This window comes from Candidatus Dormiibacterota bacterium (assembly GCA_036495095.1).
Classification (GTDB): Bacteria; Chloroflexota; Dormibacteria; order Aeolococcales; family Aeolococcaceae; genus CF-96.
This window is the reverse complement of the sequence record DASXNK010000024.1, coordinates 17325-43729: the sequence shown is the minus strand read 5'-3', so window position 1 is coordinate 43729 and position 26405 is coordinate 17325. Positions and strand designations below refer to the sequence as shown.

Genomic DNA, 26405 nt, shown 5'->3' with positions numbered 1-26405 from the left:
CCTGCCCCCGTCGCAGCGCGTGGTGGTGACCGCAGCACACCCGGAACATCCCGGCGCCTACGCCATCGTCAGACCACCCGAGACCGACAACGTCTGGCCGGTGATGTATCCCGCGTGGTCCGACGCCAGGAACGCCACCGCGGGGGCGATGTCCTCGGGCCTGCCGAGGCGGCGCATCGGCACCGATTTGACCATCGCGTCGAGCACCCTGGCGGACGCCGTGCCCTCGCCGAGCATGCCGGTGAGCAGTGGGGTGTCGGTGGGCCCGGGGCAGATGGTGTTGGCGGTGATGCCGTGCCGCGCCATCTCCCGGGCGATCGTCTTGGTGAAGGCGATCACCCCGCCCTTGGCCCCGGAGTAGACCGCCTCCATCGACGAGCCCACCCGTCCGGCGTCGGAGGCGATGGCGATCACCCGGCCCCGGGCCATCTCGATCATCCCGGGCAGGCACGCCCGCACCACCCGCATCGGCCCCATCAGGTTGATGTCGATGATCCGCCGCATGAACTCCTCGTCGGTGTCGAGGAAGGGCTTGAGCTCGTCCCAGCCGGCGCAGTTCACGCACACGCCGATGGTGCCGAGCTCGGCGCGCACCCGGCCGACCGCGGCCGCCACCGCCTCCGGGCTGGTGACGTCGAGGCGCACCCCGAGGCCGCCCACACGGGCGGCGACCCGCTCCGCTCCCGCCTCGTCGATGTCGGCGACCGCCACCCGGCAGCCCGCCTCCGCCAGGCTCTCGCAGATCGCCGCGCCGACGCCGCCGGAGCCGCCCGTCACCAGGGCGACCCGCCCCTCTCCCATCACCGTCATGCCTCGCTCCCCGATGCGTCTTCCTGCCGGGTTCGGCAGATTCAGGAGGTGCCGGCGTCCTCGGCGGCGCCGTCGCCGATGAGGCCGCTGACGTTGAGCTCGCGGCGCACCGGGAGGGTGGTGCCGTCCCGCCAGTACAGGTAGGTGATGCCGCCACCGCTGTCGCGCACGCGGTGGGAGAGCTCCACCTTCCTCGAGCCGTCGGGGGCGAAGAGGCAGAGCACGTGCTCGGCCGGTTTCTTCCCCGGCAGCACGCTGAGCCGGGCTTCGTGGAACACTCCGGAGCCGATCTCGGTGCGCGCGATCTCCAGCAGCCGGTCGCGGTCGTCGGACCAGAGCAGGTACATCCCGGTGACGTCGTAGGGCGGCGCCTGCGAGGAGCAGATCACCATCCACTCTTTCCCGGCGAACTCGTTCACGTGATACATTTGCCCTCCTTCAGGCACTCTCGGGCGGGGAGGGCTGCGAAGGGGAAGGCGATGCGGAGGAGACCATGATCGTGCGTACCTCCGACCCCTCCACGGTCAACTCCGTGGTGTGGTCGGCGTCCGTCGAGCGCTCTGCGCTCCCCCCCGCGGGCCCGGTCGGCCCCTGTCCCCTGCCCGCCGGCGTGTCCGCCCTCGGACAGCTCACCTCGTCCTTCGTCGACGGTCCGCGCCTGCTCAGCCACCTCGCCGAGCGGCGGCACACCGGCGCTCTCATCGAGGCCGGGGGCGAGCGGGTCCAGGTTGCGATTCTTCACCAGGGCGCGATTGTGGCACTGGTGGCGGTCGACGAGACGGGCACCCACCGGCTGGACACGCTGAGCATGCCCACCCCGGCGTCGCAGGACATCCACGACATCACGGTGTCGACCTACCGGCCCGAGATCGCCGTGGCGATCGCCCGGATGATCAACCTCCCGGAGCGCTTCCGCGGCCTGCCCGCCACCTTCGTCGACTTCTCCGGGCTGCTCGCCCATCTCGGCCGCGAGCGCGCCAGCGGGGCGGTGCGGATCATCGGCGCCGGCGACGTCGGCGTCGTGCTGCTGCGCGACGGCGTGGTGCTCGGCGCCTACAGCGGCAGGCTACCCGAGCTCGACGACCCCGAGGTGCTCTTCGGCCTCGCCGCCGCGCCGGACGCCGAGATCGACGTGCACACCACCGTCGAGACCGAGATGGAGCTGACCGGGGTGCCCGCCGGCGACCTGATCTGGTCGCGGCTCACCGCACCGCGGAGCACCGCCGCTGCCGCAACCGCGGTCGAGGCCGGGGCGGACGCCGGCTAGCCGTCTACCGGCGGCCGGACAGCTCGCGGACCGAGCGGCGCTGGCCGGCGCGGCCCACGCTCACCACCACGCGGCCGGCGACGGGACGCTCGACGAACTCCTCACCGCAGGCGGGGCAGCGCGGTGCCGCGGCGCCGCCGATGAGCTCGGCGGGGAGGTCGAGCCCGCTGCAGACCGGGCACGGGGTGAGCCGAAGGAAGCCGTCGAACAACGCGGGTCGCTCCTCATGGTGGTCACGGGTCGGGGTGACCGTGTGCCGCCATTGTCACGGTCCGCTGACGGCGATTCCGCGCGGTCACCGTCCCGCGACAGGTCCGCCGGTGATCCGTGATCCGGGGCGGCCGGTCAGCCCTTCCTGCCGAGGACCTCGGCGTAGCGCTCCAGGTAGTCGTGGACCATCCGGGTGGCGCTGAACTGAGGCCCGACGGTCATCAGCGAGGCCTTGATGCGCCGCACCATCCCGGTGGGCACGCCCTGCTCGTCGCGGTCGTAGAAGAGCGGCACCACCTCGTTCTCGAGCAGGCCGTAGAGGGCGTCGGCGTCGCGCTCGTCCTGCGCGTAGTCGTCGCCACCGCGGCTGCCGATGCCCCAGCCGTTCTCGTCGTTGCACCCCTCCTCCCACCAGCCGTCGAGCACCGAGAGGTTGAGGCCGCCGTTCATCGCGGCCTTCATCCCGCTGGTGCCGCTCGCCTCGAGCGGGGGACGGGGGACGTTGAGCCAGATGTCGGCGCCGGCGACGAGGTGGGCGGCCAGGCCCATGTCGTAGTCGGCGAGGAAGACGAGGCGCCCGGTGCTGTCCGGGCCCGCCTGGGTCTCCATGATCTCCTGGCCGACGCGCTTGCCGCCGTCGTCGGACGGGTGCGCCTTGCCCGCGACCAGCAGCTGGATGGGCCGGTCGCTGGCCAGCAGGTGGAGCAGCCGCCCGCGGTCGCGGACGACCAGCGCGGTGCGCTTGTAGGTGGCCAGGCGGCGGGCCAGCCCCACGGTCAGCAGGTCGGGGTCGAAGACCTGGGCGGCGCGGTCGGCGAGGTGGGCCGGCTCGCCGCGCGACAGCCGGTCGGCGACGACCCGCAGCCGCACCGCCTCGATGAGGCCGGCGCGCAGCTGCTGGCGCACCTCCCAGATCTCGCCGTCGGGGATCTTCGCCACCGGCTGCCAGGTGCGCGGGTCGGCGGCGCGCGACTGCCAGCCCTTGCCGAGGTGGCGGTCGAGCAGCTCGCGCATCGGCCCCGCCATCCAGGTGGGGACGTGCACCCCGTTGGTGACGTGGCCGATGGGGATGTCGAGCTCCGCCCACATGTCGCGGGCGACCTGGCCGTGGCGCTGGCTCACCCCGTTGGCGGCGGCGCTGAGCCGGAGCGCCAGCGGGGTGATGCCGAAGGGCTCGCTGAGGTCGCCGCGACGCACCCTGCCGAGCTCGAGCAGGCCGGTGACGTCGGTGCCCAGCCGCTCGTGGAAGTTGCCGAGCACCTCGAGGATCTCGCCGGGACCGTAGGCCTCGTTGCCCGCCGGCACCGGGGTGTGGGTGGTGAAGATCGTGCGCCCTTTCGCCATCGCGAGGGCGTCGTCGAGCGATGCGCCGCCCTCGACCGCGCCGCGGGCCATCTCCAGCGGGGCGAAGGCGGGATGGCCCTCGTTGAGGTGGAGCATGCCCGGCTCGATCCCCATCGCCCGCAGCGCCCGCAGCCCGCCGATCCCGAGCATCACGTACTGGGAGAGCCGCATCCGGTGCTCGCCGACGTAGAGCCGGTTGGCGATCCAGCGGTCGACGGGATGGTTCTCGGGGATGTCGGTGTCGAGCAGGTAGAGGGGCACCCGGCCGATGTCGACGCGCCAGATCTGCGCCACCACGTCGCGGCCGGCGAGGGTGACGGCCACCGTGAGCGGGCGGTTGGCGCGGGTGACCAGCGCCCCGGGAAGCCGGTCGGGGTCGGTGTCGACCCAGTACTCCTGCTGCCAGCCGCTCCGGTCGATGCGCTGCCGGCAATAGCCCTGGCGGTAGAGCAGGCCGACCGCCACCAGCGGCACCGCCTGGTCGCTCGCCTCCTTGAGGATGTCGCCGGCGAGCACCCCCAGGCCGCCCGAGTAGATCGGCAGCGACCGGTGCACGCCGTACTCCGAGCAGAAGAAGGCGACCGGGTGCTCGGGGGTGAGCGGGCCGGGACGCGGCGGCGCCGAGACGTAGCCGTGGAGGTCGCGGGTCGCCGCCGCCACCCGGGCGACGTAGCCGTCGTCGTGGGCGGCGTGCTCGAGAACCGAGGGCGACACCTCCTGGAGCATGCGCACGGGGTTCTCGCCGCAGGCGTCCCAGCGGCGCTGGTCGAGCTGCGCGAAGAGGTCGGCGCCCCCGGGGGTCCACGACCAGCGGTAGTTGCAGGCGAGGCGGGCGAGACCGGCGAGCCGGGACGGCAGGCGCAGGCTGAGATCGCTGACCGCCCGCTCGATGTCGGCGGTGCCGTCACTCAGCCCCCGCGAACGTCCCTCCGCCGGCACGCCGGCGCGTCCGATGAGCATCGGCACATTGTGATGGGACGGGGGCCCGTGGGGAGCGCTCCGCCCGCCAGCCCCGGACAAATCCCCAATCCGGGTGATCCCGGCCACCCGTGCCGACCCCCGGCCGGGTGGTGACAGCCCCCCGCCAACCTGCTATGACCCCGCGAGTCAGCCCTTCTCGGGGTCGAGGCGGAGGCAGACGGAGTTGATGCAGAAGCGCTGCCCGGTCGGGGCGGGGCCGTCCTCGAAGACGTGGCCGAGGTGCGAGCCGCAGCGCCGGCAGGTGACCTCGGTGCGCTCCATCCCGTGACTGCGGTCGGTGTGGAGCTCCACCGCCTCGGCGATGGCGGGCTCGGTGAAGCTCGGCCAGCCCGTCCCGGAGTTGAACTTCGCCCCGGAGCTGAAGAGCTCGGCGCCGCAGGCCCGGCACCGGTAGATGCCGTCGTCGTGGCAGTTCACGTACTCGCCGGTGAACGGCCTCTCGGTGCCCTTGCGCCGGAGCACGTCGTATTCGGCGGGCGAGAGCTCCTCGCGCCACTGCTGCTCGGTCTTCTGGACGTCTGTGCTCATCGGGACCTCCTGATCACCCCCCTATGAGACCACCTTCCCATGACCGGCGCGTGACCCGGCTCCGGGCTCAGTAGCTCTTGGGCAGGCCGAGGCTGTGCTGGGAGACGTAGTTGAGGACCATCTCACGGCTCACCGGGGCGATCCGCAGCAGGCGGGCGAGGCCCCACATGTCGGCGAGGCCGAACTCGGAGGCGATGCCGTTGCCGCCGTGGATCTGGATCGCCTGGTCGAGGGCGGCGATGGCGGCCTCGCCGGCGGCGTACTTCGCCATGTTCGCGGACTCGCCCGCCTCCAGGCCCTGGTCGTAGAGCCAGGCCGCCTTCTGGGTCATCAGCCGGGCCAGCTCGACCTCGACCTTCGCCTTCGCGAGGGGATGGGCGAGGCCCTGGTAGGCGCCCACCGGCACCCCCCAGACGTTGCGCTGGTTGGCGTAGGCGGCCGCCTTGGCGAGGGCATAGCGGCCGATCCCGTTGCTGATCGCCGCGGTCATGATCCGCTCCGGGTTGAGGCCGACGAAGACCTGCCGCAGGCCGTTGCCCTCGGTGCCGATCAGCCGGTCGGCGCCGACCCGGACGCCGTCGAAGAAGAGGGTGAACTGCTTCTCCGGGGCGACGATCTCGACCGGGATGATGCTGCGCTCCAGCCCCGCCGACTCGACGTCGACGATGAACAGCGAGAGCTCGCCGCGGCCGGACGCCGGGTCGCCGCCGGTGCGCGCCACCACCAGGATGGCCGCGGACTCGTCGACGCCGCTGATGTAGTACTTGGTGCCGCGCAGCACCCAGCCGTCGCCGTCGCGGGTGGCGGTGGTCGAGATCCGGTGGGAGTTGGAGCCGGCGTCGGGCTCGGTGATGGCGAAGGCCATCTTGATCGCCCCGCTCGACATCGGCGGCAGCCAGCGCTCGCGCTGCTCCTCGCTCCCGTGCTTGGCGATGATCGAGGCGCAGATTGCCGGCGACACCAGCATCAGCAGCAGCGGGCAGCCGGCCGCCGCCATCTCCTCGCAGACGATCGAGAGCTCGGAGATCCCCATCCCGCCGCCGCCGTAGGCCTCGGGAGTGTTGACGCCGATGAACCCCTGCTTCGCGAGCGCCTGCCAGAGCTCGTCGCACCGCTCCCCGGCGCGCGCCGTGCGCACGAACCACTCGTGACCGAAGCCGCGGGCGATCCCCGCCGCCGCCTGGCGCAGCATCAGCTGCTCGTCGCTCTCGTGGAAGTCCATGCCATCCCTCGCTCGGTGCGCCGGCGGTGTGACCGCCCGATTGCGATGCGCGCGCCTCCAGAGCGTACTTCACGCAACCCCGCCGCGGCCTGCCGCGCGTGAACCGTGGTTCACGCCCCGGAGAGCCTCCCGGCGAGCAGGCGGGCGCGCTGACGCATCGGCTCGGGGCCGGTGGCGGCGGCCGCGAGATCGTCGCGGCCGCTGATCGCCTCGATCACGGCGACGGCGTCGCCGCGGAGGCAGCCCTCCTCTCCGGGCGGCTGGTCCGGGTGGTCGATGGCGATCTCGTCACCGGCCCGCAGCCGGTGGGCGCCGCCGCCCGTCCCCTCGAGCCGGAGGTCGACGAGGCCGGGCATCCCCGCCCGCAGCATGATCCCGCCCAGCGGCACCAGCTGGTAGGCGGCCACCAGCCCCGTCTCCACCGGGTCGGCGGGAGCATCGCGGCCGAGGGCGACGAGGATGTCCCGCTCGTGCAGCCAGGCGTCCCAGAGCAGGTGGTTGAGGGCGAGCGGCCAGGGCACCCACCCCAGCGGGGTGTCGGCCTCGGCCTCCAGGCCGCGGCCGGCGAGGCGGCGGGCCTCGGCGAGCAGGGTCGCGGTGCCCGCGGTCAGCGCCGCGAGGTGCGCGGACGGGTCACGCCCGCGCACCGGCTCGAGGGCGAGACCGGGGGTGACCCGCGGGTCGAAGCCCTCGAAGAGCCGCTCGCTCGACCCCCGGGCCGCCCGCCGGAGCAGCTCGAGGCCGGCCTCGACTCCCCAGCAGAGATGCCCGGTGACGTCGGCGGCCGACCAGCCCGCGCAGCGGCTGGGGGCGCGCCACTCAGCGGGGCTCAGCTCCTCGAGCGAGCCGGTCAGCCGCCGGAGCAGGCCCTCCAGCGAGTCCAGCAGGCTGGAGAGGTCGACCTCGAGCCGCACCGGCGCCCCCTGGCGGAGCGACATCCTCGATCTCCTCGGGTCGGCTGCTGCGCTCGGATGGTACGCCGCCCGGGAGAAGCCGGCCGAAAACCGCTCCCCTACCGCTCCCGCGCACCCTCGACGAGCTCGGCCCGGCGCACCTTCCCGAGCGGGTTGCGGGGCAGCGCGGCGACGAAGCGCACCGACCGCGGGCACTTGTAGGGCGCCAGCCGGGCGCGGGCGTGGGCCACCAGGTCGGCCTCGGTGACCGGCGCGCGCGCCACCACGAAGGCGGTCACCTGCTCGCCCCACCGCTCCGAGGGCAGCCCCGCGACCGCGACCTCGGCGACCGCGGGATGCTCCTCGAGGACGGCCTCCACCTCGCGGGGATACACGTTGAGCCCGCCGGTGATGATCATCTCCTTGAGCCGGCCGCGGATGGCGAGCGAGCCGTCCTCGCCGATCTCCCCGGCGTCGCCGGTGCGCAGCCAGCCGCCCTCGAGCACCTCCGCGGTGGCGGCCGGGTTGCGCCAGTAGCCGCCGAACACCTGGCCGCCGCGGAGCAGCACCTCGGCCTCGTCGCCGAGGCGGACATCGACCCCGGGCAGGGGGTGGCCGACCCGCCCGGGCAGGCGGGGACCCGCGTACGGGGTGGACACCACCACCCCACCCTCGGTGATGCCATAGCGCTCCAGCGGCGGCTGGCCGAGCAGGGCGGCGCAGCGCTCGAAGAGGGCCGGGGGCAGGGGCGCCGAGCCGCACACGAAGAGGCGCACCCCGGAGAGGTCGGTGGGATCGGCCTCGAGGTGCTCGGCGAGGCGCTGGTACATCGCCGGCACCCCGAAGAACAGGCTGGCGCCGCCGCGCAGCTCGGCGACCACCGCCTCCGGCGAGAAGCGCAGCAGGGTCGCCGAGGCGCCGGCGAGAAGGGTGCCCACCAGGCCCATCGCGAGGCCGTGGAGATGGTGGAGCGGCAGCGCCAGGGCGAGGTGGTCGGAGCGCTCCCAGCGCCACGCCTCCACCACCCCGCGGCCCTGGGCGAGCAGGTTGCCGTGGTCGAGGAGGGCACCCTTGGGCCGGCCGGTGGTGCCGGACGTGTAGATGACCACCGCCGGGCTCTCCGGGCCGAGCCCGGCCGCCGGCGCCGGCGTGGCCGGGCGCGGCAGGTCCTCGACCTCGAGCACCCGGCGGACGCTGGGATGGGCGCGCCGCAGCCGGGCGGCGCCGGCGAGGCGGCCGGCGTCGGCCACCATCACCGCCGGCTCGGCGTCGCCGAGGATGTGGGCCATCTCGGCGTCGCCGTAGTCGGGGTTCACCGGCACCACCACCGCCCCGGCGCGGAGCGCCCCCAGGCAGGCGAGCACCCACTCGCAGGACGCGGCGGCGTGGAGCAGCACCCGGTCGCCGGGCCCGACCCCGAGCCCGCCGAGCCCGGCGGCCACCTCCTCGACCGCGGCGGCCAGGGCCTGGTGGTCGAGCTCGACGCTGCCGCAGCGGAGCGCCGCGCCGGCGCCGGCATGGAGCAGCGACCCGGGAAGGCTGCCCCGGCGCAGCCAGCGGCGCGCCGCCTCGGGCTCCGCGGGGATCTCGCTGCCGGGGCGGAGGTGGACGGCCCAGGCCGGTGGCATGGGAGGCAGGTTAGCCGCCGGTGACCCCGCGGGCGATGTCGCTCCCCGGCCAGTAGGCGCCGGTGCTCAGCGGCGGCCCCGAGCCCAGGGTGGCGAGGCCGCCGTAGCCGTCGAGCACCGCCCCGCTGCCGCCGGTGCCGAGGCACAGCCCGCGGGCGATGTCGAAACCCGGCCAGCCGGCACTGCTGTGCAGCTCGGGGGCGCCGCCGAACGGATGGATGCCGCCGTAGCCGTCGAGCACGTAGCCGCCGCCCTCGGGGCGCACGGCGAGGGCGCGGGCGATGTCCCAGCCCGGCCAGTAGGCGCTGCCGGTGACCGGGGGTGCGTCACCGAAGGGGTGGAGGCCGCCGAAGGCGTCGAGCACGTACCCGCCACCATCGCTGCGCAGGGCGATGCCGCGGGCGACGTCCCAGTCCGGCCAGTAGGCGCTGGTGTGCACCTCGGGGGCTCCGCCGAACGAGTGGACGCCGCCGAAGCCGTCGAGCACGTAGCCGCTGACCCCGTCGGTGCGCAGCGCGACCCCCCGGGCGATGTCCCAGCTCGGCCAGTAGGCGGAGGTCTGGACCGGCGGGGCGTCGCCGAAGGGATGCAGGCCTCCGAAGCCGTCGAGCACGTATCCGCCGGCGCCGTCGGGGCGCAGCTCGATGCCGCGGGCGATGGTCCACCCCGGCCAGTAGGCGCTGGCGACGAGGGCCGGGGCGCCGCCGAACGGGTGGACGCCGCCCGAGCCGTCCAGCACGTAGCCTCCGCGGTAGAGGCGCATCGCCATGGCGCCCTGGGCGGCGGAGGTGGCGGCGCCGATCCGCGCGGGGCCGGGCGAGGTGCCGGTGGTGACGGTGGCGGTGTACACGCCTCCCCCCGACGGGTGGGTGGCCGCCGCGGTCGCCAGCGCGCTGGTGGAGAAGGTCACGGTCTGACCCGACACCGGGTTGCCGGCGGCGTCGACGAGGTGGGCGACCGCGGTCGAGCTGGAGTGCGGCGCCGCCAGGATGGTCGGGGTGACCGTCCCCACGGTGAGGGCGGCGCCGAACCAGGTCGCCGCCGCCGGGCCGGAGGCGAGGGGGGTGGCCGGGTTGGCGGCGGAGGGGGCGGCGCAGGTGCCCGGCAGCGGACCGCTCTCGAAGGAGAGCGCCTGGTAGGGCGAGATCGCCACCGGTCCGCTCCCCGGAGCGCCGCTGAAGCTGATCGACTTGGCGTAGGCGAGGTGGTCGGCGGCACCGGTGACCAGCACCAGCACCCCGGCGGCGGTGGCGGCGATGCCCGGGCCGTCGATCAGCGGACCGTTGAGCAGGCAGGCGCCGCCGCTGCGCGGGGTGGTCGCGGTCGCCTGGATGAGACCGACCCCTCCGTCGGAGCCGACCACCCCGTAGAGCAGCGAGCCGTCGGGTGCGCGGCAGGCGACCACCGTCGCCGGGGTGCCCCCGGTGTTCCCGAGTGCGGCCGCCGGGTGGCCCTGGCAGGTGCCCCCCCGCGACACCCAGGGCGACGAGCTGGTGGCGCTCCAGAGCGCACCGGCGGCGTCGACGGCGAAGAAGGTGGGGTCGTCACCGGCCCCGGCCCCGGCGGGGGCGAGCGCGGGGCCGGCGGCGAGCCGCAGCCCGGGCAGGGTCCGCCAGCGATCGAGGGTGGGCAGCTGGAACGAGCTGGCGGGGAGGTCGCCGGTGGCGTAGCGGAGGACGTGGTCGGCGCCCTGGCAGGCGACCCAGAGGGTGGCCGACGCGTGGTCGAGGTGGGCGGCGGGATTGTCGACGCAGGTGAAGCCGGGAGCGGCGCTCCACAGCGGTCGCCACCCCAGCGCGTCGGAGCGGACATAGAGACCGCCGTCGTCGAAGGTGCCGATCTCCAGCGCGGGGTCGAGGGCGGTGCCCGCGATCACCGCCGGGCTGGCCACCAGCCGGCGGCCCGCCGGAGCCCCCGCGGAGGTGAGCGGCTGGAAGCCCGCGGCGGCGACCGGGCCGCCGTCGGCGAGCGCGGCGCCGGCGACGGTGAGGTGGGCGAGCGATCCGTCGGAGTGGTCGTCGCAGTGGGGGCCGGCAGGCGCCGAGAGCTGGTCGTCGGAATCGCCGTCGCCGTCGCAGACGCCGGGGCCGATGGCGTCGTCGTGGAGCACGATCGGGTCGTCCGCGGTGGCCCGGAAGGACGCGCCGGATGCCGGCGCGGTGGTGACCACGCCGTCGGGGAGGTTGTTCGTCACCGTGGCGCCGAGCACCGCGCCGGTGGAGTCGAGGGTGAGGCCGGCGACCTCCCCGAGGCAGGCGCTGCCCCCGGTGCAGCCGACGTAGCCGGCGGGGACGGTGAGCTGTTCCAGGCGGTAGGTCCGGGTCCCGGCGGTGGGCGGGGTGATGCTGAAGACCGCGCAGCCCGCCGGGGCGGCGCCGCTGCAGTCGCCGCGCTCGGCCGGGCAGCCGCCGCCGGGAGCGCCGACGCTCCGGGAGGTGCCGGTGGGCACGGTGCGCACCGTCGACACCCCGGAGGCGGTGAGGCCGAGGCCGGCGCCGCCGATGGTCTGGCGGCAGGAGTCGAGAGTCTGGACCCAGATCGACACCGGAGCGGCGATCGCGGCGACCGGCGTCGCCGGAGCGGCGGCGCCGAGCACGGCAAGGGCGGCGAGGGTAGCGACGGCGCCGCGGCGCCGGATCCCTGTGCGCACCCGACCTGACCTCCCGATGGCGCCGGCCCCCCGGCACCCACGCACTGAAGAGAACGACGGGAAAGCCTCGAAACCTGCAGAGGCCACAGCACCGTGACAGCCTCCTCACCGGCGGGGACGGACCCGTTCGCCGCCGTCGCCGGGGACCTCCCGGATATCGTCGGCTCACCCAGAACACCAGGAGGTCACGTCGATGCCCGGTCCCGTCCACGCCGAGGCCGAGGGAACGGTCCCCGCTCCCCCCGCCGAGGTCCACGCCTTCCTCACCGACTACCGCCGGCGTCCCGAGATCCTGCCCGTCAACTACCAGGACTACCGCGTCGTCGAGGGCGGCGTCGGCGCCGGCACCGTGGTCGCCTATCGCTTCAAGGCGGGTCCGCGGGAGCGCGACTACCGGGTGCGCGCCGAGACTCCCGACGGCGCCAGCCTGGTGGAGCGCGACGAGACCTCGACCCTGGTGACCACCTGGCGGGTGAAGCCCGCGGACGCGGGCAGCCGGGTGCGCATCGAGACCGAGTGGCAGGGCGCCTCCGGCATGGGTGGCTTCTTCGAGCGCACCTTCGCGCCACGGGCGCTGAGCCGGGTGTACGCGGACATGCTCGCGCGGCTCGCCACCGCCGTCTCCGGCCGGCCCGCCGCGATCTAGAGAGCTCGGCCTCCCCGGGCGACGCGGAGCATCAGGCGCCGGGCCGAGTAGGCGGCGGCGATGGCGATGGCGACGGCCAGGGCCAGCAACCCCCAGGGAAAGGTCCCGGCGGGCGCCCGGACGGCGGTGATCGGAGGCCTCGCGAACCGCTCCGGCGGAGCCGTGGGCAGCACCGGCTGCGCCGACGGCTCGGGCGTGGCCACCGCCGGCTCGGGGGTGGCGGGCGCGGGCGGCGGCGGCGGTGCCGGTGCGGCGGCGACCGGGGCGGCCGGACGCACGGCGGCCGGCAGCCGCACCGGCGAGGGCACGATGTCGCCGAGGGTGGCCTGGAGGGCCTCGAGGGCGATCCCCGCCGACTCGGTGGTGATCCACCTCTCCCGGCCGAAGAAGCCGAACTGGGGGGCCTCGCGGTAGGGATAGCCGGACAGCGGCGCCGGCGTGAACATCTGCAGCGCCACCCGCACCATCTCCGCCTCGGCGGCGGCGTAGCGGCCGCCGAGGAGCGCGTCGGCGTGGTGGAAGGCGCCGAGCATGGCCAGCTGCCGGGTCTCCTTGTAGCTGCCGTCGACCGCGCCGGTGCCCATGTCGAGGGTGAAGTAGTAGCCGCCGCGGGCGGTGTCGTGAAGGCCCCCGGCGGGACCGGCGAGGGTGTCGAGCATCTCCTGGGCGCGGGCGATGTAGGCGCCGTTGTGGGTGGCGGCGCCGGCGTCGAGCAGCGCGGTGATGTCGTCGGCCTGCTCGCCGATCTTGGCGTGCCGGTCCCAGACCGCCCCCTGGCAGACGATCCGGTTGAAGAGGTGGTGGGCGGTGTCGAAGGTCTGGGCGACGACCACGTCGACCTCGCGCGCCCCCAGCGCGGCCCACGACGGGTCGCCGAAGCGGGCGCCGGCGTCGGCGAGGGCGAGGCCGCTCTCGAGGTCGTGGTCGACGCGGTAGCCGTCGGGGCAGGTGGCCGCGGCCTCGGCGGTCGACGCGCTCAGGGGGCCATGGGAGACCCCGGTGGCGGGGTCGACGATGGTGGCGAGGTGGGCGGCGAGGGCCCGCGCCTCGTCGCTGAACGCGCGGCCGCCGCCGAGGTCGGCGATCCGCAGCAGCTCCCAGTAGACCCAGCCCTTGTCCGAGCCGTAGCGCTGGAACTCGCCCTGCACCACCGGCTGCAGCCGGGCGATCGCCGCCGCCTGCGAGCGGTCGCCGGGATGCCGGCGCTGGTACCAGAGCATGTTCGCGAGGTCGCGCAGCTCGGTGAGCCCGTCGTGGCGGGTGACCACCCCGCCGGGCTGGTTCACCTGGGTCGGGTCGTCGACCGACCAGTTGATGTACAGGCCGCCGACCCCGGCGTTCCAGCCATGGGTGGTGATCTCGTCGAGCACGGCCCGGACGACGGCGTCCGGTGAGGCGGCCTGCGCCGGCCGTGCGCTCAGCAGCGAGGTGACAGCGAGCAGCGTGACGGTGAGCACGAGCGCCGACCGGCGACGTTGACACGCGCGGGTCCGGTGGGCCCACATGCGCGACTTCCCTTCCTTGGGGGCGCCGGGGCACCCCTCCCTGATCCTTCCGCGAGACGGCCGCTCCGTCCCGTGGACATCATGACGCACCGCGGCTCGCAGCGCGTCAGCGAGATCAGGCCCGGGCCATCACCAGCAGGTGGCGCACCTCGCGCTCGCCCCAGGCGGGGTGCCGCAGCGGGGCGTTGCGATGCACCTCGTAGACGTTGCGCCGCCCCTCACGGCGGCGGCTGATGTAGCCGCCGGTGATCAGCTCGCCGACGATGCGCTGCGCCGCACGCTCGGTGATGCCGACGGTGGTGGCGATGTCCCGGACCCGCGTGGTCGGTTCGTTGGCGATGCACAGCAGCACCAGGCCGTGGTTGCTGAGCAGGGTCCAGGCCGGACGTTCGGTCGGTGGCGGGGGCGCGCCGCGCCCTGAGTCGGTATCCATGGGCGACCCGAGTATATCGCCGACGGTGGAGAACACCGGTGGCCGGCGCAACGTCTTTTCAGGTGGCCGAAACCGTGGAAGACTGTGACCATGAGCGCACCCCTCGATCGCCCCTTCCGTCCCTTCGACCACGCCAGGCGGCTGGCACAGCAGCGCAGAGCCCCCGTCTTCGTGGCCGGCGGCGAGGTTCTGCTGGTGAAACCCAAGGGCGCCTCGGCGACGGTGTGGCCCAACGGGACGGTCACCTGGGGCAGCGCCACGATGGGGTCGCGCGACGTCGAGCGGCGGCTCCGCCCGCCCGCGGCCTGAGCGTCACCACAGCGTGAGCCCGCCGCCACCGGCTTCGCGGCGGCGGCGAGCAATCATCGGTCCGCGAGGATCGTTGTACCGGCAGGGCCCGGTGCGGCCGCGGGTGACGGTGACCTCATAGGCCGGTGAGGACGGGGCCGAGGTGAAGGGATGAGTGATGGGCTTTTGTATAGCCCTGATATCATGAACGCCGAACGATGCTGACGGTGCCGGAGTCCACAGCAGCCGGGTGTCCCCGACGCCGGAGGGCAGTCGCGGGGTTGCTCTGCTCCACCCCGGTGCGCGCGCTGGGGACGGCGGTGGGCCTGCTCCTGCTGGTCCGAGCCGTCAACATCCCCGAGGCGGGGCGGCGGCTCGCCGACGTCAGCCCGGGATGGGTGGCCGCCGGGGTCGCCCTCACCGGGATCTCCGTGCTCCTCGGCATGGTGTCCTGGGCGGTGCTGCTGCGCGGCCCCGGCCCGTGCCCCGGCTGGCCCGCGCTGATCTCCCTCTACCTCCGCGCCCTCTTCGTCGGCCAGCTGCTCCCCGGCGGCGTCGGCGGCGACGCGGTGCGGGTGGTGGAGACGGGACGGCGGATCGGCAGCGGCCCGGCGCTCGCCGCGGTGGTGGGCGGCCGGCTCGCCGGGGCCCTCGGCATCGCCCTCTGGGGGGCGCTCGCCGCCCTGATGATGCGCGACCGCCTCGACGCCCGGCTCGGCCTGATGCCCGCGGCGGTGGCGGCCTCGCTGGCGCTCCTCATCCTGGTGCTGCTGGCGGCTCTGCTGACCTCCGACAGCCTGGTCCGCCGCCTCGGCGCCGGGGCCGGGCCGGTGCGCCGTCTGCTGGCCGCGATCCGCCCCTTCACCGGCACCTTCGACGGCTACGCCCACCACCCCCGCCTGCTGGTCGCGTCGCTCGCCAGCGGGGTGGTCAGCTGGGGCTTCAACCTGCTCGCGCTCACCACGATGGCGCACGCGGTGGGGATCAGCACCGACCCGGAGGTGTTCGCGCTGGTGATCCCGATCTCCCTGCTCGGCACCCTCGCGCCCTTCTCGGTCAACGGCCTCGGGCTCCGCGAGGGGATCCTCGTCGGCCTGCTCGCCCACGACGGCATCGGCACCACCCAGGCGGCCTCGGTCTCGCTGCTCGTCGACCTGCAGATGGTGCCGTTCGCGGTCGCCGGCGCGATCCTCTGGGGACTTCGCCGCCGCGGCCGTCCTGCCCCCGAGTTGGAGCCGGAGGCGGCACCCACGGCCCCGGTGATGGTCCCCGAGGCGGCCTGAGGCGGCGGCGGGTCAGCGGCGGAGGCGCACCCGGCGCTGCGAGCTGCACTCCCACTCGGAGTCGTGCCCGTGGCGGAAGGAGCGGGTCTGGAAGAGGTTGCGCCGCAGCTGGCCCACCCACTGGAGCAGGGCGAGCATCACCAGGACCACCAGGCCGGCCACCGTGACGTAGGTCATGACCCATCCCCCAGCTGCGTTGCTCCAGGGGTGGAACGGCCGCCCGGGGAGCGGGTTACAGTGCTTCCCAGCACCATCCGGCACCGCCGAGGGAGACCGTCGCCGATGACCGCAGCCAGCCGCTTCGGGGTGGTGGGCATGGCCGTGATGGGCCAGAACCTGGCCCGCAACCTGGCCCACCACGACGTCCCGGTCGCGGTGTTCAACCGCACCGCGGCGCGCACCCGGGAGTTCGCCGACGCCCACGGCGCCGAGGGCGACATCACCCCCGCCTACTCGCCCGAGGAGCTGGTGGTCGCGATCGAGCGGCCGCGACCGATCCTGCTGATGGTGAAGGCGGGCGATCCCGTCGACGCCGCGATCGCCGAGCTCCTCCCCCACCTCGACGCCGGCGACATCCTCATCGACGGCGGCAACTCGCTCTTCACCGACACCCGCCGCCGCGCCGCCGAGATCGAGGCCAGGGGGTTCCGCTACATCGGCACCGGCGTCTCCGGCGGCGAGACCGGCGCGCTCGAGGGACCGAGCATCATGCCCGGGGGCTCGGCGGAGGCGTACGAGGCGGTCGCGCCGGTGCTCACCCGCATCGCCGCCCAGGTCGACGGCACCCCCTGCTGCACCCACATCGGCACCGACGGCGCCGGGCACTACGTGAAGATGGTGCACAACGGCATCGAGTACTCGGACATGCAGCTCATCGCCGAGGCCTACGACCTCCTCCGCCATGCGCTGCGCCTCAGCGACGCCGAGCTCGCCGGGATCTTCGCCACCTGGAACGGCGGCGAGCTGGAGTCGTACCTGATCGAGATCACCGCACGGGTGCTGGCGAAGACCGACGACACCGGCGGCGCCCTGGTCAACTCCATCGTCGACCAGGCCGAGCAGAAGGGCACGGGGCGGTGGACCAGCCAGAACGCGCTCGAGCTCGGGGTCCCGCTCACCTCGATCACCGAGGCGGTGTTCGCACGCACCCTCTCGGCGCGCCGCGACGAGCGCGCCGAGGCGGCCTCGCTGCTCGCCGGCCCCACCGACGGCTTCCTCGGCGACGGCGCCGACCACCGCCTCGTCGACGACGTCCGCGACGCCCTCTACGCCTCGAAGATCGTCAGCTACGCGCAGGGGTTCGACCAGATGATCGCCGCCGCCGAGACCTACGGGTGGGACCTCCACCTCGGCGCCATCGCCACCATCTGGCGGGGCGGATGCATCATCCGGGCGCGCTTCCTCGACCGCATCCGCGAGGCCTACGAGGAGCACCCGACGCTGCGCAGCCTGATGCTGGCCCCCTTCTTCCGCGAGGCCCTCGCCACCCGGCAGGACGCCTGGCGCCGGGTGGTGCGCGACGCCGTCGAGCTGGGCGTGCCGGTGCCCGCCTTCGCCTCCTCGCTGTCGTACTACGACGGGCTGCGCCGCGAGCGCGGCCCCGCCAACCTGATCCAGGGGCTGCGCGACCTCTTCGGGGCCCACACCTACCGGCGCACCGACCGCGAGGGCGTCTTCCACACCCGCTGGGACCAGGACGGCGTCGAGGTGCGCATCGACGGCTGAGGACGCCCCGGCCAGCGCGCGGGACCGCCGACTTCGAGTTCCGGCAGCACCGGCTGCGCCACTGATGCGGGAGCGGCTGCTCGCCGCCTGGGCCGGGGTCGCCGCGGTCGACCACCACTGCCATCCGCTGCGCCGGCCGCAGCGCCGGATCGGCGCCGCGGAGCTGCGGTCGGTGTTCTCCGAGAGCCTCGAGCCGCGGCAGATCGCCGAGCACGTCCCCCACACCGCGGTGTACCGCGACGCCCTCCGCCGCCTCGCCGCCGAGCTGGCCTGCGACCCCACCGAGGCGGCGGTGCTGGAGGCGCGCAGCCGGCGCGACCCGGCCGTCCACCTCGGCGCCCTGCTGCTCCGCAGCGGCACCGGGGCGATGCTCCTCGACCGCGGCGTCGGGCTCGGCGCCATGGACCCCGAGGAGCACGCCCGCACCGTACCGGTGCCGCAGCGCGAGGTGATCCGGCTCGAGACCCTCGCCGAGGCGCTGGTGCCGCACTGCGCCAGCGTCGGCGAGTGGCTGGGGGCGGTGCGCACCGAGCTGCGCCGCGAGGTCGTGGCCCGCCGGGCGGTGGCGGTGAAGACCATCGCCGCCTACCGCGCCAGCCTGCGCCTGCGACCTCCGGACCGGGCCGCCGCCGCCGCCGACTACGCCGAGCTGCGCCGCCTCGCCGGCCGTGGCGAGGTGCGCCTCCAGGGCGATCCCCTCTGCCACACCCTGCTCCTCGAGGCCGCCGAGGAGGTGCGCCGGCTCGAGCTCCCGCTGCAGGTGCACTGCGGCATCGGCGACGCCGACGCCGACCTCGCCGAGACCAGCCCGCTGGGGCTGCGGCCGCTGCTCGGCGGCGGCCGGGTCGCCGGCCTGCGGATCGTCCTCCTCCACTGCTACCCGTACCACCGCGAGGCCGCCTACCTCTGCGCGGTCCACGCCGACGTCCACATGGACCTCTCCCTCGCCCTCCCCCAGGCCGGCCTCGACGGCTCCCGGGCGATGCGCGAGACGCTCGGCCTCTGCCCCTGGACCAAGCTGCTCTACGCCACCGACGCCACCGCCCTGCCCGAGGCCTACCTGGTGGCCGCCGAGCGCCACCGCGAGGCCCTCGCCGGAGCGCTCGCCGAGCTGGTGGCGGCCGCGACCCTCGACGAGGGCGAGGCCGTGGAGGTGGGCCGCCGGGTGCTCGCCGGCAACGCCGCCGTGCTCTACCGGCTGGAGGGCTGAGCCCCCACCTCGATCGCGAAGTGGTGGGCGGTGATGCGCAGGTGGTGGCCGAGGTAGAGCCGGTGCGCGTCGGCGCGCTCGGGGCCCACCCCGGAGTCGAGGTGGAGCTGGGCGCAGCCGAGCCGGGCCGCCTCCTCCAGCAGCCAGCGGATCAGCCCGCCGGCGTGGCCGCGGCCGCGCCGCTCGGGCAGGGTGGACAGGTCGTCGACGTAGAGGACCCGGCCCCACGCCAGCAGGTGGAGGATCCGGAAGCCGGCCACCGCCGAGGCCTCCTCCTCCCCCTCCTCCACCGACGCCGCCAGCCGGTATCCCTCGGGCCGCTGCACCGCGTTCAGGTGCGCAGCGAAGACCGCCGCGTCGCCGATGCGCGGCCGCAGCGCCAGCATGGCGCGGTGGCCGAGGACGGTCTGCTCGGGTCCCAGCTCATGGATCGGCACGGCGTGCATTGTGGCGGGCCGAGCCCCGGGAACCCGCACAATCACCGTCACCGCAACCGGGCACGAGGAGACAGCATGCACGAGAAGATCGTCGGAACGGTGATGCCGGTGCTGGAGCTCACCCTCGATCCGGGCGAGAGCATCTTCGCCGAGTCCGGCGAGCTGTCCTGGATGACCGAGAGCATCCGGATGGCGACCACCACCCAGACCGGGGGGGCGGGCGGCGCGCTCGGCGCGCTGAAGCGCATGGCCGGCGGCAGCAGCCTGTTCATGACCGCCTACATGGCGGAGGGCTCCGCGGGGATGGTCGCCTTCGCCGCCAGGCTCCCCGGGCAGATCTTCCCCGTCGACGTCGCACCCCAGCCGGGGGCGGGCTTCCGGGCCCACCGCCACGCCTTCGTCGCCGGCACCCACGGGATCCAGCTGTCGCTCGGCTTCCAGCAGCGGCTCGGCGCCGGCATCTTCGGCGGCGACGGCTTCCGGCTCCAGGCGATCAGCGGCCAGGGACGGGCCTGGATCGAGCTCAGCGGCGAGATCGTGGTCTACGACCTCGCCCCCGGCCAGACGATGCGGGTGCACCCCGGCCACGTCGGGCTCTTCCAGGAGACGGTCGACTTCGGCATCACCACCGTCAAGGGCATCAGGAACAAGCTCTTCGGCGGTGACGGCATCTTCCTGGCGACGCTGACCGGCCCGGGACGGGTGTGGCTGCAGTCGCTGCCGCTCTCCCGCCTCGCCCACGCCCTCGCCGAGTACGGCGCGGTGGGAGCGGCGGAGGGCGGCGCCGCCGCCGGGGTGGCCGCCGGGGTGATGCGGGGGATCTTCAAGGGGTAGCCAGGCGGCTCGCCGGGACCGAGCCTAGACGAGCCCGGGGTCGACCGGGGGCGAGGGGGCGAGGTGCGCCTCGAGCCGGTCGAGCAGGGCGGAGGGGTCGAGGTCGCGGAGGATCAGCCCGCGGTTCCGCGGGGAGAGGAAGCCGCTGAGGACGGCGTGGTCGAGCAGGGTGACGAGGCCGTCGAAGTAGTCGAGCACGTCGAGGACGCCGATGGGCTTGCGGTGCAGCCCGAGCTGCGCCCAGGTGGTGATCTCGAGCAGCTCCTCGAGCGTCCCCAGGCCGCCGGGGAGGGCGATGAACGCCTCGGAGAGCTCGAACATGAGCTGCTTGCGCTCGTGCATCGAGCCCACCACCCGCAGCTCGGTCAGGCCCGAGTGGGCCACCTCCCGCGAGCTGAGGTGGGCGGGGATGACGCCGACCACCTCGCCGCCGGCGGCGAGCGCGGCGTCGGCGATCACCCCCATGAGACCGATCCGGCCGCCCCCGTAGACGAGCCGGGTGCCCCGGGCCACCAGCGCCTCGCCGAGGTCGACGGCGGCCCGCCGGTACTCGGGACGGTCGCCCGCGGAGGAGCCGCAGAAGACGCAGACGGTGTGCAGCGCGTCTACCGCAGGTGGGGCAGCGCGTCGAGCTCGGGGAGCAGCACCACGCTCTCCTGCTCGTTGGGGTCGGTGCGCGCCACCAGCGCGACGCAGGGCTCGGCGTCGCTCGCGTTGACGGGGAGATGGGGAGTTCCGGCCGGGATGTACACGAAGTCGCCGACGTGGGCCTCGAGGCGCAGGCTCAGTCCCTCCCCCGACCAGACCACCGCGTCGCCGCTGATCATGTGGATCGCCGACCGCCTATCTCCAGTTGAAGTGCGCCCCCCGGCGCGCCAGCGCGTCATGGGTGAGCCACGACGCGTGGGCACAGTACCCGAAACCGTGGACGGCGTGACACCACCGGCACCAGTGCTCCGAGATCCCGCGGGGAGGCGCCGACGCCGGGGCCGCGGACGCGTCGTCGTCCACCCGATCGGGCGCCGCACTGCTCATCCCGAACCCCCCCACGACCTCCGTCGACTCTACAGGTCAACGGACGAACCCGCCGGTTGCCTTCGCCGGTCCGGAGGGCGTCGGTGGCGGGCTGATGCCCTCGACGCCTACCCTGCGCGGGTGGATCGCTGCGCCATCTTCGTCGACCTCGGCTACGTGCTCGCCGCCGCGGGCGAGCTCTGCCTCGGCACCAGCCTGCGGCCGCAGATGGACTGCGACTACGAGGGGCTGGCGGGGTCGCTCGCCAGGCTGCTCACCGGGCACTGCGAGCTGCCCCTGCTCCGCTCCTACTGGTACGACGCCGCCTCCGGCGGGATCCCCACCGAGCACCACCGCCAGCTCGCGGTGCTGGACGGCGTCAAGGTGCGCCTGGGCCGGATGGTCCAGGGGCGCCAGAAGGGCGTGGACTCGCTGATGGTGCGCGACCTCATGACCCTCGCCCAGGCGCGGGGGATGGTCACCGCCTTCCTGGTCACCGGCGACGACGACATCCGCGAGGGCATGACCCAGGCCCAGGACCTGGGGGTGCGGGCGGTGCTGGTCGGCGTCCCCGGGAACAACCAGGCGCACACGCTGATCTGGGAGTCCGACGAGCACGTGGTCCTCCCCGCCGACTTCTGGAGCCCCCACCTCAGCCGGGTGGCACCGACCCCGCGCGGTGAGGAGATCGTCGGCGAGGCGCCCTCCACCGAGCAGTTCGCGATGCAGGTGGGGGTCGACTTCGGCACCGCCTGGCTGGCCCGGGCCACCCCCGAGCAGCTGCGCAGCCTCCACGGCCTGCGCCCCTGGGAGCTGCCCGCCGAGATCGACTCCGAGCTGATCCGCGCGGCGGTGCGCGCCCTGGGCGAGCTGCGCGAGCGCCCCGAGCTGCGAAGGTCGGCGCGGGCCGGCTTCTGGGCGGCCCTCGCCCAGCGCAACGAGCAGGCGGAGCAGACCGCGGAGCTGCCGGCCCCGGCCGGCGAGGAGCCTCCCCCGAACTGACGCCGGGCGGCGAGCTCAGCCCGGGGGCAGCCCCAGCTCGCCCCGGAGCGCGGCGAGGCGGCGCTGCACCCCGCCGGCGACCGCGGCGGTGGCGAGCTCCGCCTCCAGGCCGGAGGTGTCGGTGAGGGCGGGGCGGCGGGTCAGCTCGGCGAGCGCGTCGGCACGGGCCGCCACCGCGAGCATGCGCTCACGGGCCCGGTCGAGCAGGACGCGGACGGCGGTGTCGTCGGCCCCCAGCCCCGCCAGCGCCTCGGCGGCGCCGAGCCGGGCCCGGTCGGCGGCGTGCTGGGCGCCGAGCGCCTCCTTCTGGGTGCGCAGCAGCGCCAGCCCGGCCTGGTGACGGCGCCCCGCGGCGTCGAGGGCGTCGTGGTCGGCGCCGAGGCGCCGCTCCTGGCCGGCGAGGATCTCGACCTGGCCGCGAAGCAGCTCCGCCTGGGTGAGGGCGGCGGCGGCGAGGTCCTCACGCCCCCCGCGCAGGTGGCCGCGAGCGCTCTCCTCCAGACCCCCCCGCTCCCGCTCCAGCGACCGGCGCTGCAGCCGCAGCCGGGTGCGGGCGGTGACCAGCCCGGCGATCCCCTGGCGGATCGCGTCGGCGGTGGCCAGCTGCCGGGAGTAGGCGAGCTCGAGCATGGCGATCGGGTCGTCGGGGCCCCGCAGCCGGCGTGCCCGGGCGCGCAGCAGCCGCCCGAGACGCCGGCGCAGCCCCACCGGCGCTATCCCTGCCCGCCGCTGCGGCGGATCCGCTCCGGAGCGGACGGCTCGTCGGGCACCGCCTCGGCGTGGCCGTTCTGCGCCACCGGCACCGCCGGGCTCGGGGCCAGGCTCTGGCGCAGCGCCTGCAGCGCGGTGAACCCGCGGGCGATGGAGCCGAGGACCGCCTCCTGGACGCCGTCGGTGCCGTTGAGCACCACCAGGTTGTCGATGTCACCGATCGGCTTGGCCGCGGCGGCGACGATGTTCACCGCCTGCTCGGCGAGCTGCTGGGCGATCACCGCCTCCTGGTTGACGGCGAGCGCCTCGGCCCGCGCCTTGATGGCGGAGGCCTCGGCGAGGCCGCGCGCCTCGGTGGACCTCGCCTCGGCGAGGCCGCGCGCCTGGGTTGCGTCGGCCTGGGCGGTGCCGATCGCCCGGGTCGAGTCCGCCTGCGCCTCGGCCTCGACGCGGATCTTCTCCGCCGACGCCGACGCCTCGATCTTCACCCGCTCGGCGTTGGCCACCGCGGCGAGCTGGGTCTCCCTGGCGTTCGCCTCGGCGCGGGAGATGCGCACGTCCCGCTCGGCCTCGGCCAGGGTGCGCTGCCGGTAGGCCTCGGCGTCGGCCGGCCTGCGCACCTCCGCCTGCAGCGACTGCTCGGTGCGCTGCGCCTCGAGCTCGGCGACCTTGGTCTGCTCCTCGACGACCCGCTGGCGGGCGATCTGCTCGGCGAGCGGCCCGGCCTGGGCGGCGTCGCGCTGGGCGCGGTCGATCTCCGCCTGGTAGCCGGCCTTCTTGATCTCCGCCTCGCGGCGGGCGGCCGCCTTCAGCGCCTCGGAGGCCTGCTCCTGCTCGGTGGCCTCGCGGTCCGCCGAGGACTGGGCGATGCGCGCCTCCTTCTGCACCGCGGCGGCGTGGGGCGCGGCCAGGCTCTTGATGTAGCCGGTGGGGTCGTCGATCTCCTTGATCTGGAGGGTGTCGATGACCAGGCCGAGCTTCTGCATCTCCTCTGCGGAGTGCGAGCGGGTGCGCTCGGTGAGCGCCTCGCGGTCGCGGATCATCTGCTCGACGGTGAGCCCGCCCACGATCGAGCGCAGGTGGCCCTCGAAGACGTTCTTGATCTTCTGCTCGACCTCCGCCGGCGCCTTGTCGAGGAAGCGCCGCGCGGCGTTGGAGATGGAGACGAAGTCGTCTCCCACCTTGTAGATCACCACGGCCTTCACCACCACCGGGATGCCCTGGGTGGTGACGCAGGTGATGTCCAGCTCGGTCTCGTTGGCGTCGAGCGACAGGTTGCGCACCTTCTGGAAGCCCGGGAACACGAAGACACCCTTCCCGGTGACGATGTTGAAGCCCATGCTCTCGCCCACACCCTCGACGGGCTGGTGCTTGAACCCGGAGATGATCAGCGCCTCGTTGGGCTCCGCGACCCGCCAGATCGATCGCAGGAACAGGACGATCAGCAGCAGCAGACCGAGCAGGCCGCCGATCGCGGCGATGGCCAGACCCAGGACGGCGTTCATGACAACCCCCTCTCAGCCACCTATGCGGGGCTGACGTACACGGTTCGCGGCGCGAAGTACTCCACGACCACCACCCGGCTGCCCGCGCCGATGGCCTCTCCCGCCTCTGCCGCATGGGCGAGGAAGGCCTCGGTGCCGCCGCGGACCGGAAGCATCACCTCGCCGGTCCGGCCCGGTCCGATGCCGCCGGTGACACGACCGACCTTGCCGACGACGCTGTGGTCGTCGCTGTCGACGACGTGACCTGCCATGGTTCTCCTCGGGGCGCGGGCGCGCCCGATCTCAGGATATGCCCATCCTCCCGGGCGGCCCTCTCCGAGATGTCGCAAGGGGGTGAAGAGTGGCGGCGGCGCTCGAGCAGGCCCCGCACCTGCCGCCGCACCGCGTGCTCGCTCTCGACCCGGTCGACCAGGTCGCCGAGGAGCTGGTCGCCGCCCTGCGCGGCGCGGATCCAGACCGCCTCGCACAGCCGTTCCAGGGCTCCCCGGACCACTCCGGCCCGCAGCGCGGCGCGCTCCAGCAGCTCGGGAGCGGGGCCGGCAAAGGTCCAGAGGTCGCGGAGCTGGTCGTCGACCCGGCGTGCCTGCCGCAGCGCGCCGGCGAGCAGCCACCGCGCGTGGGGGTCGTCGCCCGCGGACACCACCGCGAGCGCCCTCTCGCAGCTCTCGAAGAGGTCCCGGCGCAGCCGCGCCAGCCGGCAGCGCGCCGGGGTGTCGGCCCTCTCCACGTTCAGCAGCAGCGCGAGCCGGGCGAGGCGGGGATGTGTGGGCAGCGGACGCCGCGCCCCGCGGAGGTCGCGCACCAGCCTCGCCGCCAGCACGGCCGGCGGCGCCGAGAGCAGGATCAGCGCCGCCAGGGCGGCGACCACCAGAGGCTGCACGGCACCACCATGCTACGCCCGCGTGGCCGCCGGTGGATCCACGATCGCGCCAGCTGCGTACCCCTGCCTGTGAGTGGACCAAAATTACACTTCTGTTACTCTTGGGTGCGATCGGCCGGCGGGGACCGGCCGCGCGAGAGGAGCGTCACCGTGGACAGGTCGCTCCTGCTCCTGCTCGAGTCGGGACGCGACCGAGATCAGGGACGGGCGCCGGTCGCGCGAGCCGCGGATGGAGGCGAAGCGAGCACCCGATGCGGCATCGCTCCGCCGCGCCTGACCGCGCTCAGGGGATGAGCTCGTGCCGCCGGGGCCTCCGGGCGGGCCGGCGCAGCGCCGGCACCCCGGGCAGCTGCACCCGGTCGTCCACGGGTCGCGCGTGCACCTGGATCCGGGCCAGCAGCGTCGCCAGCCGGTAGGGCTTGCCGATGTAGTCGTCCGCGCCCGCCGCGAGCCCGATCTCCACCTGGTCCGGTCCGCTGTACGCGCTGACGACGATGATCGGGGTCGCCACACCCGCGCGGCGAAGACGCCGGCAGACCTCGAGGCCGCTGATGTCCGGGAGGCCGAGGTCGAGGAGGATGAGGGCGAGGCCGCCGGCACCGGCCCGCTCCAGCGCGACCGCCCCGGTGCCGGCCTCGACGACGTCGACGCCGACGGTCTCGCAGGCGAGGCGCAGCACCGAGCGGTTGGCGGCGTCGTCGTCGACGATGAGGACCCTGGCGGCGGCGTGACCGGTCATGGACGGGGATGCTCGCGCGGATCCGGGGCCCCGCCAAACAAGTGCTGTGAAGAGGTGTGTGCACAACCCCGGTCGCCGGACGTGCGCCCGCGACCGGCGTATATTTGGTTGCGTCATGCAACCTGCTATCCGGCTGAGGGACGGCACGGTGGTGGTGATCCGGCCGCTCGAGCCCAGCGACCGCGAGACCTACCTCGACGTCTTCCAGCGGATCGGTCCCGAGTCCCGCCAGCGGCGGTTCCTCGGCCCCAAGCGGGGGCTGACCGACGCCGAGGTGCGCTACTTCCTCGAGGTCGACCACCACGACCACGAGGCGCTGGTCGCCGTCGACGCGGTCACGGGCCGGGGGCTGGCGGTGGCCCGCTACATCCGCGACCGCGGCGACCCGCGCGCCGCGGACAGCGCGATCGTGGTGGTCGACGCCGCCCAGGGCCGCGGGCTGGGCGGGCTGCTGCTCGCACGGCTCGCCGAGCGCGCCCGCGCCGAGGGGGTGGAGCGGCTCTCCGCGGACGTGCTCGACGACAACCGGCGCATGGTCGCCATGCTCGTCCATCGCGGCGCCCGTTCCGGGCCCGGCGGCTGGCCCGGGGTGCGTCACTTCGAGTGGCCGCTCACCGTCTGAGGTCGCCGGAGCGCACGTTCCCAGCAAAGACTCGTAGA

General features: G+C 74.6%; 28 protein-coding genes and 1 pseudogene. 9 read left to right on the top strand and 20 right to left on the bottom strand.

Going from position 1 to position 26405, the window contains the following annotated elements:
• Window positions 1-57: 57 nt before the first annotated feature.
• Both VGL20_02475 and VGL20_02470 read right to left on the bottom strand, forming a co-directional pair.
• Window positions 58-810: an SDR family oxidoreductase gene (locus VGL20_02475; GenBank protein ID HEY2702532.1), complete on the bottom strand. Its 753-nt coding sequence runs from the start codon at window positions 808-810 to the stop codon at window positions 58-60.
• Between the two features lie 41 nt (window positions 811-851).
• On the bottom strand, window positions 852-1229 hold the full coding sequence (locus VGL20_02470) for a hypothetical protein (protein ID HEY2702531.1): 378 nt from the start codon (window positions 1227-1229) through the stop codon (window positions 852-854).
• A gap of 74 nt (window positions 1230-1303) precedes the next feature.
• Between VGL20_02470 and VGL20_02465 the strand changes: the two genes are divergently transcribed.
• Window positions 1304-2077, top strand: coding sequence for a hypothetical protein (locus tag VGL20_02465; protein ID HEY2702530.1), 774 nt, complete (start codon window positions 1304-1306; stop codon window positions 2075-2077).
• 4 nt (window positions 2078-2081) lie between these two features.
• Here the strand turns inward: VGL20_02465 and VGL20_02460 are convergent, their stop codons facing one another.
• The 7 genes from VGL20_02460 to VGL20_02430 all read right to left on the bottom strand — a co-directional run bounded on the left by VGL20_02460 (window position 2082) and on the right by VGL20_02430 (window position 11533).
• A complete protein-coding gene (locus VGL20_02460; protein ID HEY2702529.1) occupies window positions 2082-2288 on the bottom strand; it encodes a hypothetical protein in 207 nt (68 codons plus the stop codon).
• A 134-nt stretch (window positions 2289-2422) separates the two neighbouring features.
• Window positions 2423-4591 (bottom strand): alpha-glucan family phosphorylase, encoded by a 2169-nt coding sequence (glgP, locus tag VGL20_02455; GenBank protein HEY2702528.1) that lies wholly within the window; start codon window positions 4589-4591, stop codon window positions 2423-2425.
• A gap of 147 nt (window positions 4592-4738) precedes the next feature.
• Window positions 4739-5140, bottom strand: a complete 402-nt coding sequence (msrB, locus tag VGL20_02450) for a peptide-methionine (R)-S-oxide reductase MsrB (protein HEY2702527.1) — start codon at window positions 5138-5140, stop codon at window positions 4739-4741.
• A gap of 67 nt (window positions 5141-5207) precedes the next feature.
• Window positions 5208-6362, bottom strand: a complete 1155-nt coding sequence (locus VGL20_02445; protein HEY2702526.1) for an acyl-CoA dehydrogenase family protein — start codon at window positions 6360-6362, stop codon at window positions 5208-5210.
• Between the two features lie 110 nt (window positions 6363-6472).
• A complete protein-coding gene (locus tag VGL20_02440; protein HEY2702525.1) occupies window positions 6473-7300 on the bottom strand; it encodes a maleylpyruvate isomerase family mycothiol-dependent enzyme in 828 nt (275 codons plus the stop codon).
• Window positions 7301-7374: 74 nt separating this feature from the next.
• Complete coding sequence (locus tag VGL20_02435; GenBank protein HEY2702524.1) at window positions 7375-8883, bottom strand: AMP-binding protein; 1509 nt, start codon at window positions 8881-8883, stop codon at window positions 7375-7377.
• A 10-nt stretch (window positions 8884-8893) separates the two neighbouring features.
• Entirely contained in the window at window positions 8894-11533 is a 2640-nt protein-coding gene (locus tag VGL20_02430) for an Ig-like domain-containing protein (protein HEY2702523.1), read from the bottom strand.
• 193 nt (window positions 11534-11726) lie between these two features.
• Between VGL20_02430 and VGL20_02425 the strand changes: the two genes are divergently transcribed.
• On the top strand, window positions 11727-12179 hold the full coding sequence (locus VGL20_02425; GenBank protein HEY2702522.1) for an SRPBCC family protein: 453 nt from the start codon (window positions 11727-11729) through the stop codon (window positions 12177-12179).
• On the opposite strand, the gene VGL20_02420 is transcribed toward VGL20_02425, so the two are convergent.
• Together VGL20_02420 and VGL20_02415 are read right to left on the bottom strand one after the other, a co-directional pair.
• The gene (locus VGL20_02420) at window positions 12176-13636 is read right to left on the bottom strand and encodes a hypothetical protein (GenBank protein ID HEY2702521.1); all 1461 of its coding nucleotides are present in this window, start codon (window positions 13634-13636) and stop codon (window positions 12176-12178) included. The two genes, VGL20_02425 and VGL20_02420, sit on opposite strands and share 4 nt — an antisense overlap.
• A 163-nt stretch (window positions 13637-13799) precedes the next feature.
• Window positions 13800-14117: an ArsR family transcriptional regulator gene (locus VGL20_02415; protein ID HEY2702520.1), complete on the bottom strand. Its 318-nt coding sequence runs from the start codon at window positions 14115-14117 to the stop codon at window positions 13800-13802.
• 90 nt (window positions 14118-14207) lie between these two features.
• Between VGL20_02415 and VGL20_02410 the strand changes: the two genes are divergently transcribed.
• Both VGL20_02410 and VGL20_02405 read left to right on the top strand, forming a co-directional pair.
• Entirely contained in the window at window positions 14208-14426 is a 219-nt protein-coding gene (locus tag VGL20_02410) for a hypothetical protein (GenBank protein ID HEY2702519.1), read from the top strand.
• Window positions 14427-14686: 260 nt separating this feature from the next.
• Window positions 14687-15688: a lysylphosphatidylglycerol synthase transmembrane domain-containing protein gene (locus VGL20_02405; GenBank protein ID HEY2702518.1), complete on the top strand. Its 1002-nt coding sequence runs from the start codon at window positions 14687-14689 to the stop codon at window positions 15686-15688.
• A gap of 12 nt (window positions 15689-15700) precedes the next feature.
• Here VGL20_02405 and VGL20_02400 read toward each other — a convergent pair whose 3' ends face one another.
• Entirely contained in the window at window positions 15701-15865 is a 165-nt protein-coding gene (locus VGL20_02400; protein ID HEY2702517.1) for a hypothetical protein, read from the bottom strand.
• A 105-nt stretch (window positions 15866-15970) separates the two neighbouring features.
• On the opposite strand from VGL20_02400, the gene gndA reads away from it, so the two are divergent.
• Window positions 15971-17413: an NADP-dependent phosphogluconate dehydrogenase gene (gene gndA / locus VGL20_02395; GenBank protein HEY2702516.1), complete on the top strand. Its 1443-nt coding sequence runs from the start codon at window positions 15971-15973 to the stop codon at window positions 17411-17413.
• Window positions 17414-17477: 64 nt separating this feature from the next.
• Window positions 17478-18623 (top strand): amidohydrolase family protein, encoded by a 1146-nt coding sequence (locus tag VGL20_02390; protein ID HEY2702515.1) that lies wholly within the window; start codon window positions 17478-17480, stop codon window positions 18621-18623.
• Here VGL20_02390 and VGL20_02385 read toward each other — a convergent pair.
• Window positions 18605-19069 carry a GNAT family N-acetyltransferase gene (locus VGL20_02385; protein ID HEY2702514.1) on the bottom strand — a complete coding sequence of 155 codons (465 nt, stop codon included), beginning with the start codon at window positions 19067-19069 and terminating at the stop codon, window positions 18605-18607. The two genes, VGL20_02390 and VGL20_02385, sit on opposite strands and share 19 nt — an antisense overlap.
• Window positions 19070-19135: 66 nt before the next feature.
• Between VGL20_02385 and VGL20_02380 the strand changes: the two genes are divergently transcribed.
• Window positions 19136-19894, top strand: coding sequence for a TIGR00266 family protein (locus VGL20_02380; GenBank protein ID HEY2702513.1), 759 nt, complete (start codon window positions 19136-19138; stop codon window positions 19892-19894).
• A gap of 24 nt (window positions 19895-19918) precedes the next feature.
• Here the strand turns inward: VGL20_02380 and VGL20_02375 are convergent, their stop codons facing one another.
• Complete coding sequence (locus VGL20_02375; protein ID HEY2702512.1) at window positions 19919-20494, bottom strand: TIGR00730 family Rossman fold protein; 576 nt, start codon at window positions 20492-20494, stop codon at window positions 19919-19921.
• Window positions 20495-20499: 5 nt separating this feature from the next.
• Window positions 20500-20733, bottom strand: a pseudogene (locus VGL20_02370) (cupin domain-containing protein).
• 316 nt (window positions 20734-21049) lie between these two features.
• Between VGL20_02370 and VGL20_02365 the strand changes: the two are divergent.
• The gene (locus VGL20_02365; protein ID HEY2702511.1) at window positions 21050-21910 is read left to right on the top strand and encodes an NYN domain-containing protein; all 861 of its coding nucleotides are present in this window, start codon (window positions 21050-21052) and stop codon (window positions 21908-21910) included.
• 15 nt (window positions 21911-21925) lie between these two features.
• Here VGL20_02365 and VGL20_02360 read toward each other — a convergent pair whose 3' ends face one another.
• The 5 genes from VGL20_02360 to VGL20_02340 all read right to left on the bottom strand — a co-directional run bounded on the left by VGL20_02360 (window position 21926) and on the right by VGL20_02340 (window position 25745).
• Window positions 21926-22618, bottom strand: a complete 693-nt coding sequence (locus VGL20_02360) for a PspA/IM30 family protein (protein ID HEY2702510.1) — start codon at window positions 22616-22618, stop codon at window positions 21926-21928.
• 5 nt (window positions 22619-22623) lie between these two features.
• Window positions 22624-24126, bottom strand: coding sequence for an SPFH domain-containing protein (locus VGL20_02355; protein ID HEY2702509.1), 1503 nt, complete (start codon window positions 24124-24126; stop codon window positions 22624-22626).
• A gap of 20 nt (window positions 24127-24146) precedes the next feature.
• Entirely contained in the window at window positions 24147-24281 is a 135-nt protein-coding gene (locus VGL20_02350) for a hypothetical protein (protein ID HEY2702508.1), read from the bottom strand.
• On the bottom strand, window positions 24281-25006 hold the full coding sequence (locus VGL20_02345; protein HEY2702507.1) for a hypothetical protein: 726 nt from the start codon (window positions 25004-25006) through the stop codon (window positions 24281-24283). Before VGL20_02345 ends, VGL20_02350 begins: the two co-directional genes overlap by 1 nt.
• A gap of 283 nt (window positions 25007-25289) precedes the next feature.
• Window positions 25290-25745 carry a response regulator gene (locus VGL20_02340; protein HEY2702506.1) on the bottom strand — a complete coding sequence of 152 codons (456 nt, stop codon included), beginning with the start codon at window positions 25743-25745 and terminating at the stop codon, window positions 25290-25292.
• 115 nt (window positions 25746-25860) lie between these two features.
• Between VGL20_02340 and VGL20_02335 the strand changes: the two genes are divergently transcribed.
• Entirely contained in the window at window positions 25861-26367 is a 507-nt protein-coding gene (locus tag VGL20_02335) for a GNAT family N-acetyltransferase (protein ID HEY2702505.1), read from the top strand.
• Window positions 26368-26405: the final 38 nt, after the last annotated feature.